This window comes from Paraburkholderia unamae (assembly GCF_003268775.1).
GTDB lineage: Bacteria > Pseudomonadota > Gammaproteobacteria > Burkholderiales > Burkholderiaceae > Paraburkholderia > Paraburkholderia unamae.
In genome coordinates, this window is sequence record NZ_QLSU01000053.1 from 36,752 (window position 1) to 46,470 (window position 9,719).

Genomic DNA, 9,719 nt, shown 5'->3' on the forward strand with positions numbered 1-9,719 from the left:
CGTTCACGCAGGCGATACCGTTTTGGTATGGCCAGGCGCATCGACAGTATTGGACTCGCACCACACCGGCTGCGTATGCTTCACCACGGGAATCCAAATAACCAACATTGCCCCTGGAGGAGATACCATGGCACTCACTGGCGTGCTGCGCCCCGGTCACACACAGATCCGCGTTCTGGATCTCGAAGCGTCCGTTGACTTCTATACGAACACCGTCGGCCTCGTCGAAACCGGCCGCGACAAGGCAGGCCGCGTCTACCTGAAAGCGTGGGATGAGCGCGACCATCACAGCATCATATTGCGCCGGGCCGAGCGGCCGGGCACCGACTTCTACGGCCTCAAGGTGCTCGACAAGCGCACGCTCGACAAGCTCGAAAGCGACCTGCGCGCCTATGGCGTCGCCACGGAACGATGGGGCGCGGGCGAGCTGCTGGAAACCGGCGAGCGCGTGCGCTTCGAGGCGCCGACCGGGCATCTTTTCGAACTCTATGCCGAAAAGACCGAGGTGGGCGACGGTCTGGGCTACGTGAATCCGGACATTCTCATTGAGGATCGCAAGGGCATTTCGCCCATCCGCCTCGATCACTGGCAAATTCATGGCGGCGACCTGGACGGCAGCCGCAATCTCTTCGTGGACGTGCTCGGCTTCACGCTGACCGAGCGCATACTCGCCGAAGACGGCAAGACCGACATGGCCGTATGGCTGACCTGCTCGAACAAGGCACACGACATTGCCTTCGTGCGCGACGAGCGCAACGACACCTCGCATCACGCCGCGTTCCTCATCGAGACGTGGGAAAAGCTGCTCTACGCAGCGGACCTGCTGGCGAAACGGCGCGTGACGATCGATATCGGTCCGCTGCGGCACGGCATTACCCGTGGGACGACCATCTACTTCTTCGATCCTTCGGGCAACCGGCTCGAAACGTTCTGCGGCGGCTACAGCTTCTATCCGGACATGAAGCCCTATACGTGGACATGGGACCAGATTGGTTCCGCAATCTTCTATCACACGCGCGAACTCAACGAACGCTTCCTGACCGTGGTGACCTGATTCGATGCGCCCCGGCCGCCTGGCGGCGGTTTCGGGGTACGCTCCGGGCGTTCTCGTGCCGAGCGCCCGCTTCATTCATTTTCTCCCCGATCCATTTATTTCGCATTCCTTTTCAATAAATCGAGGAGAGCGCAATGAGAATGTCTATATGCAACCCATCATGAATTCAGTGCCGCGCGGCTTGCTGGCCGCCGCGCTCGTGATTACGCTTTCGCTGTGCGCCACGGTCACGATGTCTCCGGCCACGCTCTCCGGCTGGGCCTCGCTCGTGCTCGTCGCCATGGTGCCCACGCAGGTCGTTTCCGGTCTGCTCTGGAAGAACGGCTACCCTCGCGCAAGCGCCCTGCTCCCTCAACCCGCGCGCGGCTTGCTGCAACTGGCCATGACGATCGCGATCGGCGCTTGCGTCGCCTTTACGGTGCTTCACACACTGGGAGGCGGCGCGCCCACCCCTTTCGCCATCATGTTTCTGATCCTTTCGGTTCCGGTCACGTTCTGCCTGGTCGCCGTGTGGGGTGCCTGGCCTTTGCGATGCTTCGTTAGAAACGAGGGTCTGCTGGGTCTAGCCCTTCTCGCGGCTGCATACGCCGTTACTTACCTCCTGTTCCGCACGCTGTTCAGCTTTTCGTTCGCCTCTCAAGCGCCGTTCTATCGTAGTGCGCTCGATCCGCATGGTGCATTCGCCGCGTGGTATCCGCTGGCTGCCGCGCTCGACGCACTGGTGTTCATGTTGATTGGCGTGCTGTTCGACTTCTGGCCCGTCGCGGCGCTCGCGCGGCGTTTTCCTCTCATGGGCGGGCAACCCGCTGCGGGGATCGCCGTGTCGATCGGCGTTGCGGCATGCGCGGCGCTGCTCTGGCATGGATTCGTGGACTTGCTCGCGATGGACGTCGTCATGTTCATGACGCGTATTTGCGTGTGCACGATCTTCGGGATCTTCGTCGTGCTGGTCATGCTCGAAGGCCTACCGGCGTTGCAAGTTCCCCAACCGTTGCGCGGCGTCTTGCTCACCGCCGTGGCGGTCGCGACCGGTCAAGCCGCATTCGTGCTTTATGGACTCGTCGCCGAGCGCACCTTCCATCTGCTGCCTGGCGCACCGGCCTATGCATTGGAACTCTGGCTGGCTTCGAGCATGCTCTCGGTCACGTTCCCGGCCATGGTGCTGTTCGCGCAGTATTTCCAGTTCTGGCCACTCGCCTCGCGCGGCAACCCGATAGCGGCACCGCATTGCGATACCGCGTGAACCTGCACCCGGCGCACTCAAGAAGCTCACGACGATAGAATGGTGCGAATCGTTCGTGCGGCGCTCGGCCTCCCGCGCGCCGCGCCTTGAAGCCATCGCCATACCGGATCGAGGACCTGAAGACATGACCGAAAGCATAACCCCCGCCCCCGCCTGGAAAGCCGACCCGCTCACGTGGGGCCACGGCCCCCGCGTGTTCGAGATGTTTCTCGAACCGACCTGCCCGTTCTCGGTGCGGGCGTTCGGCAAGATCGACGCCTTGCTGGAGGAAGCGGGTAGCGATCGCATCACCGTGAAGATCCGGCTGCAATCGCAGCCGTGGCATATGTATTCCGGTGTGGTCGTGCGCTGCATTCTGGCCGCATCGACCTTGCCCGCCGGCAGGGAGGCCGCGAAAGCCGTAATGGCAGCGGTGGCTGCGCACCGCGAGGAATTTGAATTTACTCGCCACTGCGGCGGCCCCAACATGGACGCCACGCCCAACGACATCATTGCGCGCGTGGAGCGCTACAGCGGCGTTGAACTGCGCGCGGCGTTCGCGAATCCCGAACTCGACCGCGAAATCAAATGGCACGCGAAATACGCGCGCCAGAATGGCATTCACGTCTCGCCCACCTTCATGATCGACGGCCTGGTCGATCCGAAGGTGGGCAGCGGCGACGAAGTGTCCGCATGGGCGGCGCTGCTGCGCTAACAGCAGCGCGTGGCATTCATTGGCGATGCCAATCGGCCGGCATTCAGTCCTTCACGTAGAAGCCGGCGCGCCCGAGGCGCTCCATTTCCACGCTGACATACTGCCCCGGCCGCAGCCATTCCGCCGACGTCGCACCACCGGCCATCACGACATCGCCCGCTTGCAACGGCTCGCCTGCGGCTGCGGCAAGCCGCGCGGCGGCCACCAGCGAGCGCAACGGATGACCGAGCAGCGCCGCCGTGGAACCCACCTGCACCGGGCGGCCGTCGATACTCAGCACGAGCCCGAGGTTGGAGAAGTCGGTACGCGGATCGCACCATGCGCCGATCACGAAGCCGCTCGACGAGGCGTTGTCGGCAATCACTTCGGGCAGGCTGAAGCGGAAGTCGCGATAGCGCGAATCGATGATCTCCAGCGCGGGGGCGATGGCCTCCACGGCGGCGAGCGCGGCGGGGCCCGTTTCGTCGCCGTTCAGGCCGCGCTTGAGGATGAAGGCGATTTCGGGCTCGACGCGCGGATGCACGTAATTCGCGTGTGAAATCGCTGTGTTTTCCTCGACCTGCATGGCCGACGTCAGGCGGCCCCAGATGACGTCCGAGAGCCCCATCTGCACCATCTTCGCGCGGCTCGTGAAGCCCATTTTCACGCCCACGCGCCGCTCGCCACGCGCCAGGCGGCGCGCGATGGACGCACGCTGGATCGCATAGGCGTCGTCGAGCGAAAGCGCGCCGTTGGGATCGAACTGCTCGACTTCATGCGCATGGCGCGCCGCGTCGTCGAGTTGCGCGGCGATCTGTTGATTCAGGCTCATTGTGCGGCCCCGGTCGATGTGGGTTCAAACACGGCGCGCACGGAACCGAGCCCGTTGATGCGCGCTTCGAAAACGTCGCCCGGCGTGACTGCCGCCATCGGCCCGAGCGCGCCCGAAAGCACCACGCTGCCCGCGCGCAACGGCGTGCCGCGCAGCGCCATCGTACGCGCGAGCCATACCACGGCATTGAGCGGATGGCCAAGACAGGCCGCGCCCGCCCCCACCGAAACGGGCTCGCCACGGCGCTCGAGCACCATGCCGCACAGGCGCAAGTCGAAGGCATCCAGCTTGACAGGCTGAGCGCCAAGCACGAATGCCGACGACGATGCGTTGTCGGCGACGGTATCGACAATGCCGATATTCCAGTTCGCGATGCGGCTGCCCACGATCTCGAGCGCCGGCAGCGCGTAGTCGATCGAAGCGATCACGTCGGCCAGTCCCGCATGCGGCGCGTCGAGATCGCGGCCCAGCACGAAAGCGATTTCCGCTTCGACCTTGGGCTGGGTGAGCACGCGCGCCGGAATCGGCTCGCCGTCGCCGTAGCCCATGTCATCGAACAGCACGCCAAAATCGGGCTGATCGACGCCCAGTTGGCGCTGCACCGCTACCGAGGTCAAGCCGATCTTGCAGCCTGTGATGCGGCGTCCTTGCGCAACGCGGGCCAGCGTGTTCTCGCGCTGGATCGCGTAGGCGTCGTCAGTGCTCATACCGGGGTACGTTTCCCGCAAGGGCGCGAGGAATTCGCCCGTGCTCGCCGCGGCGCGCAGCGCGAGCGCCGCCTCCCTGATCTGTTCGGCGTTCATGTTCAGCGCTCCTGCGGCGAGGCCGGGGCGCCCGGCGCGCCTTCATCCTTGGTGCGCTCTCCGACTGCCCAGTGCGCGCCGGGCACCTGGGTCGCGTAGACGCGAATGCTTTCGAGCGGTGCGCCGAGCGTCTCGTGCACCGTGCGCGCGACCGCCTTGACGCAGGCCTTGACGGCTTCGTCACTGCGGCCCTCTACGAGTGAAATATGGACGATAGGCATGAATGGTCCTTTACGGGTTGACAAGCGCACACAAACGGCGCCACGTTGAGTACCATGTTGCCCAAACCCGCTGCATACCGTCCAATACTCATTTTTGGCGATGCCATACCGATTCAGTATGAAGGAGCGTCTACGTCCATGGACCTGAAACAGATGCGCTATTTCCTCGCTGTTGCGGAGGAACAGAACTTCGGCCGTGCGGCGCAGCGCCTGCACATGGCGCAACCCCCGCTCACGCGGCATATCAAAACGCTGGAAGAGGAAATGGGCACCGCGCTTTTCACGCGGACTCCTAAAGGTGCGGAGCTGACCGAGGCGGGCCGCACCTTGCTGGCGGAGGTCCCCAACATTCTTGCGCTTACCCGGCGCGCCACCGAGCAAACGCAGCTCGCGGGGCAAGGCATGCTCGGCCGCCTCGACGTGGGCATCTTCACCTCCGGCGTGCTCCATGCGATCCCGCAACTGCTCGCCACCTTTCACGCCGCGCGCCCCGGCGTGAAGATCGGTCTGCACAATCTCTCGAAAGCCGCGCAGATCGAAGCACTGCGGGAACGGCGCATCACCGTCGGCTTCAACCGGCTCGTGCCCGAGGAGGAAGATATCGTCGTGGAGACCGTGCAGGAGGAGCCCTTCCTCGTCGCCTTGCACGAGGATCATCCTCTGTGTCATAAGGAGGCCGTGCGCCTGCGCGACCTCGAAGGCGAGCCGATGATTCTCTACCCCAACGCGGCACTCCACGGGCTCGCGCAGGAAGTGGCCCACGCCTTTGCCGACGAGAATGTCGCGCTCGTGGTGGAACAGGAAGTGGAGGACGTCATCACGGCGCTCGGGCTGGCGGCAAGCCGCTTCGGCATTTGCATCACGACGGCGTCAGCGGGCAACCTCAAGCTGCCGGGGCTCGTCTACCGGCCGCTCAAGTCGCGCAGCCTGCGCCATATCGAACTGAACTGCCTCTACCGCAAGGGCGATACAACGCCGATCCTGCTCGCCTTTCTCGATGTGGTGCGCGAATTTCGCAGGCAGTCGATGCGCCGCGCGCGCTGATCCCCGGCGCGCGGCCGCCATGCTTCAAGGCCTGACGCTGCGAGTCACACGCCGCATTCACCGAGGTCTTCGGCATACGCATTTTCCTCGGAACGCTTGCCGTACCGGGATGGCTCCGCATGAGCCTTGACCTCGCGCGGCGCGCCGGTGCGCGCACCCCAGTGATACACCGCGAGCGCCACTGCGCAGACCATCAAGAAGTCGTACGGATGCGGCACGAGGCCGATGCCGCCAAACGGGCCGAGGTACGACGCAATCAGCGTGAGCAGGTAGTAACCGGCAACCCATAGCGAGCTTCGGATCTGTTGCGCGAACGTCATGACGCCGACCGTTTTCTTCCTCATCACGATGAGGTAGCCCGCATAAAGCGCAATCTGAACGCCTAGTAGCCAGCAAAGATTCTGCCAGCCGGTCCAGTACACGATGAACGTCGCCACCACGAACGCGAGAGGACCGACGACGCCGAGCGCTTTCACCCGGAAGGGGCGTTCCATTTCCGGGTGGCTTTTGCGCAGGGCGGCAACGGATACCGGTGCGACCGCATAACTGACGACGAGCGAGGCCGACACCACCGAGATCATGGCTTCCCAGGAAGGGAACGGAAGCGTCCAGAACACCGAAAGCGCTAGCGTGAGCCAGGTCGCACGGCGCGGGATGCCCGACTTCGGATCGACCTTCGCGAAGGCCTTGAAGAAGGTGCCGGAATTCGACCACGCGTACAGGGCGCGAGGCGTTGCACTGAAGAAGATGTTTCCGCATCCTGAAGGCGACACCACCGCATCGATCGCGACGATAACGGCAAGCCACGCAATGCCAAGCTGAATGGCGATGTCATGGAACGGCAGCGCCAGCTTCTTGCCGACCGATTCCCAGCCGCCACTGAGCATCGCCGTGGGAACCGCACCGAGAAACGCCACCTGCAACAGGATATAGACCACGCCAGCGGCGATGATCGAAGAAACGAGCGCAATGGGAATCGAGCGCTGCGGGTCGCGCACCTCGCTCGCCACGGCAACAATGGGCGTGAGTCCGAGGAAAGCGAAGATCACCCCGCCGGTCGAAACCGCTGCTTCGATTCCGGAGAAGCCATGCGGCGCAAAACCGGCAACATGGAAGTTCGCCGGTTTGAAGTGCATCAGCAACGTCACGACGATGATCGCGGGCACCACGAACTTGATCGTGGTAATGATGTTGTTGGCGAGCGCGAAGGTACGTACGCTGGAGAAGTTCAGACCGAAGAAGAACACGATCAACCCTAGCTGCACGAACCACCCCAGCGTGCTGGCGTTGCTCGTGCCCGCGACGTTGAGAGCGGGCCACCACGCCGCCGCGTATTGCCGCGCCGCCACCACCTCGAGGCCGACAATGCTCGACATATAGATCACCGTCATGAGACCCATGAGGTACGTCACCATCGGTCCGTGGGACAGATCGAGGTAGCTGATTGCGCCCCCGGGGCTTGGAATCGCCGCGCCCAGCTCGCAATAAACGATGCCTAGCGCAAGGACCGCAATGCCCGCGATGAGCCACGAGAATATCCCCGCGGGTCCGGCGATCGACGCCACGTTGCTGGAAGCAAACAACCATCCGGAACCGAATACGGTCCCAAAGCCGATCAACGCCAGGTCGAACGCCGAAAGACTCTTCTTGAAATGTCTGGAATCCGACATGTTCAGGTATCCTCCATAAACTTGATCCGCTCGAACATCGAGCATAGTGAATCTACGAAATACGAATCCACGGCCATTGCCCGCGGCCGCTTCAGGCCAGGCGCTTTGCGGGTTGGCGAGAGAGATCGTGGAAGGCCGCCGCTACCAGCGGTCGGGCAGGACGGGACAGCGAATCGCTCGCTGCGGCCTGCATCGCGAAGGCATGCATAGATGGTTGTCGCTCCTCCATGAAATCGCCTTCTTGCTTGCCGGCAATGAAGGCGTGGCCAGCGCTCACCGGCGCTTTGTGTGCCTGTGGGATTTTTCTGTTGTTACCGCGCCCCGGCTCACTGCCGTCGCGGGGGATCGAACGGCGCTGCGCCGCTCAGGTACGGTAATCCGCGCCGTCGCGTTCCAGCAGACGCAGTAGCGCGGTCCATTCCCGGTCGAGGTGGACCGTGTCGAGGTACGCGTAGTCGTCGTGCTGCCTGGCGGCGTGTTCGCAGACTTCCGGCGACGGAATGCGCACCTTCTGCCCGGCCGAAAGCGTTGCAACCTGGATTTCGCACGCCTTGTTCAGGTAGAACATGCGCGTGAATGCCTCCGCAACCGAGCGGCCCGTCGTCAGCAGTCCGTGGTTGCGCAGAATCAGATAGTCCTTCTTGCCGATCGACTGCACGATGCGCTCGCGTTCGTCGAGTTCGAGAGAGATCCCTTCGTACTCGTGATAGGCGACGCGATTGTAGAACTGCATGCTGATCTGGTTCAGCGGTAGCAGGCCGCGCTCCATCGCCGCGACCGCCATGCCGGGCGTCGTATGAAGGTGCACCACGCATTCCACGTCGTGACGCGCCGTGTGCAGTGCGCTATGGATCGTGAAGCCCGCTGCATTGACTTCGAAGCGGTCGTCGCCGATGGGCTTGCCGTTGACGTCGATCTTCACCAGCGACGACGCCGTGATTTCATCGAAAAACCAGCCATGCGGGTTGATGAGGAACTGGTCGTTCGTCCCCGGAACGCGTGCCGAAATGTGCGTGTAAATCAGGTCGGTCAGGCCAAACCGGGCGGCAAGGCGGTATGCGGCGGCAACCTGAACGCGGGCATCCCATTCGGTCTGCGAAATATTGCGTGGCTTACGGTTGATGTGCGGGTCGGTGGTCGAAATCATTTCCGGCTTTCTCCGAATTTATGGGTAAGTCGAGACAAATGGTGGCTTCGCGCGCAGGCGCGTTAAACGGCGGCCGAGAATTCAGGGACGGCATCGAAAAGATCGCCTACGAGACCGTAATCGGCCACGCTGAAAATCGGCGCTTCTTCGTCCTTGTTGATCGCGACGATGACCTTCGAGTCCTTCATGCCCGCCAGATGCTGGATCGCGCCGGAGATGCCGACCGCCACGTACAGTTGCGGCGCGACGATCTTGCCGGTCTGACCGACCTGATAGTCGTTCGGCACATAGCCCGCGTCCACGGCCGCGCGCGATGCGCCCAGTGCTGCGTTGAGCTTGTCCGCCAGCGGCTCCAGCACCTTCGTATAGTTCTCGCCGCTGCCAAGGCCGCGACCGCCTGAGACGATGATCGACGCGCTCGTGAGTTCCGGGCGATCGAGTTTCGTGACTTCCCGGCTCACGAACTGCGAAAGGCCGCTGTCCGCTGCGGCTTCGAGCTTTTCGATTGCGGCGTTGCCACCTTCGGCTGAGGCTGCGTCGAATGCGGTCGTGCGGACCGTGATGACTTTAATCGGATCGGCCGATTGAACCGTGGCGATCGCATTGCCCGCGTATATCGGACGCTCGAAGGTATCGGGCGATTCGACGGCGGTGATGTCGCTGATCTGTGCAACGTCGAGTTTCGCGGCAATGCGCGGCGTGACGTTCTTGCCCGCGGCCGTTGCGGGCGCGAGGATGTGCGAATAATTCTTTGCGATGCTCAGGACCGTCGCTTCGACGTTTTCAGCGAGGCCTTGTTCGAGTTGCGGTGCATCCGCCAGCAGCACCTTCGCAACGCCTGCGATCTTCGCTGCGGCATCGGCTGCGGTTTGGGCGTTGTGGCCAGCAACCAGCACGTGAACATCGCCACCCATCTTCTGCGCGGCAGCCACAGTGGTCAGCGTCGCGGCCTTGACGCTCGCGTTGTCGTGTTCGGCAATAACCAGAATCGTCATTTTCAAATCGCTCCCTTACAGCACCTTGGCTTCGGTT

Annotated in this window: 10 protein-coding genes; 4 read left to right on the forward strand and 6 right to left on the reverse strand. The window is 63.1% G+C overall.

Annotation, left to right across the window (positions count from 1 at the left end):
* Positions 1-127 precede the first annotated feature (127 nt).
* The 3 genes from C7401_RS43115 (at position 128) to C7401_RS43125 (ending at position 2,991) form a co-directional block, all read left to right on the forward strand.
* On the forward strand, positions 128-1,054 hold the full coding sequence (locus C7401_RS43115) for a catechol 2,3-dioxygenase (protein ID WP_112178166.1): 927 nt from the start codon (positions 128-130) through the stop codon (positions 1,052-1,054).
* A gap of 160 nt (positions 1,055-1,214) precedes the next feature.
* Positions 1,215-2,297, forward strand: a complete 1,083-nt coding sequence (locus C7401_RS43120) for a hypothetical protein (RefSeq protein ID WP_146758101.1) — start codon at positions 1,215-1,217, stop codon at positions 2,295-2,297.
* Between the two features lie 124 nt (positions 2,298-2,421).
* Positions 2,422-2,991 (forward strand): DsbA family protein, encoded by a 570-nt coding sequence (locus tag C7401_RS43125; protein ID WP_112178168.1) that lies wholly within the window; start codon positions 2,422-2,424, stop codon positions 2,989-2,991.
* Positions 2,992-3,034: 43 nt separating this feature from the next.
* Here C7401_RS43125 and C7401_RS43130 read toward each other — a convergent pair whose 3' ends face one another.
* The 3 genes from C7401_RS43130 to C7401_RS43140 are packed head-to-tail and all read right to left on the reverse strand — an operon-like array spanning position 3,035 to position 4,826.
* Complete coding sequence (locus C7401_RS43130) at positions 3,035-3,802, reverse strand: 2-keto-4-pentenoate hydratase (RefSeq protein WP_112178169.1); 768 nt, start codon at positions 3,800-3,802, stop codon at positions 3,035-3,037.
* Complete coding sequence (locus C7401_RS43135; RefSeq protein WP_112178170.1) at positions 3,799-4,605, reverse strand: 2-keto-4-pentenoate hydratase; 807 nt, start codon at positions 4,603-4,605, stop codon at positions 3,799-3,801. Before C7401_RS43135 ends, C7401_RS43130 begins: the two co-directional genes overlap by 4 nt.
* 2 nt (positions 4,606-4,607) lie before the next feature.
* Positions 4,608-4,826, reverse strand: a complete 219-nt coding sequence (locus C7401_RS43140) for a tautomerase family protein (protein ID WP_112178171.1) — start codon at positions 4,824-4,826, stop codon at positions 4,608-4,610.
* A gap of 138 nt (positions 4,827-4,964) precedes the next feature.
* Between C7401_RS43140 and C7401_RS43145 the strand changes: the two genes are divergently transcribed.
* Positions 4,965-5,870 (forward strand): LysR family transcriptional regulator, encoded by a 906-nt coding sequence (locus C7401_RS43145; RefSeq protein WP_112178172.1) that lies wholly within the window; start codon positions 4,965-4,967, stop codon positions 5,868-5,870.
* 44 nt (positions 5,871-5,914) lie between these two features.
* Here the strand turns inward: C7401_RS43145 and C7401_RS43150 are convergent, their stop codons facing one another.
* From C7401_RS43150 to C7401_RS43160, 3 genes are all read right to left on the reverse strand, one after another.
* Positions 5,915-7,540 (reverse strand): APC family permease, encoded by a 1,626-nt coding sequence (locus C7401_RS43150; RefSeq protein WP_112178173.1) that lies wholly within the window; start codon positions 7,538-7,540, stop codon positions 5,915-5,917.
* 364 nt (positions 7,541-7,904) lie between these two features.
* Complete coding sequence (locus C7401_RS43155; RefSeq protein WP_112178174.1) at positions 7,905-8,687, reverse strand: class II aldolase/adducin family protein; 783 nt, start codon at positions 8,685-8,687, stop codon at positions 7,905-7,907.
* Positions 8,688-8,749: 62 nt separating this feature from the next.
* Entirely contained in the window at positions 8,750-9,682 is a 933-nt protein-coding gene (locus C7401_RS43160) for an electron transfer flavoprotein subunit alpha/FixB family protein (RefSeq protein WP_112178175.1), read from the reverse strand.
* Positions 9,683-9,719 lie beyond the last annotated feature (37 nt).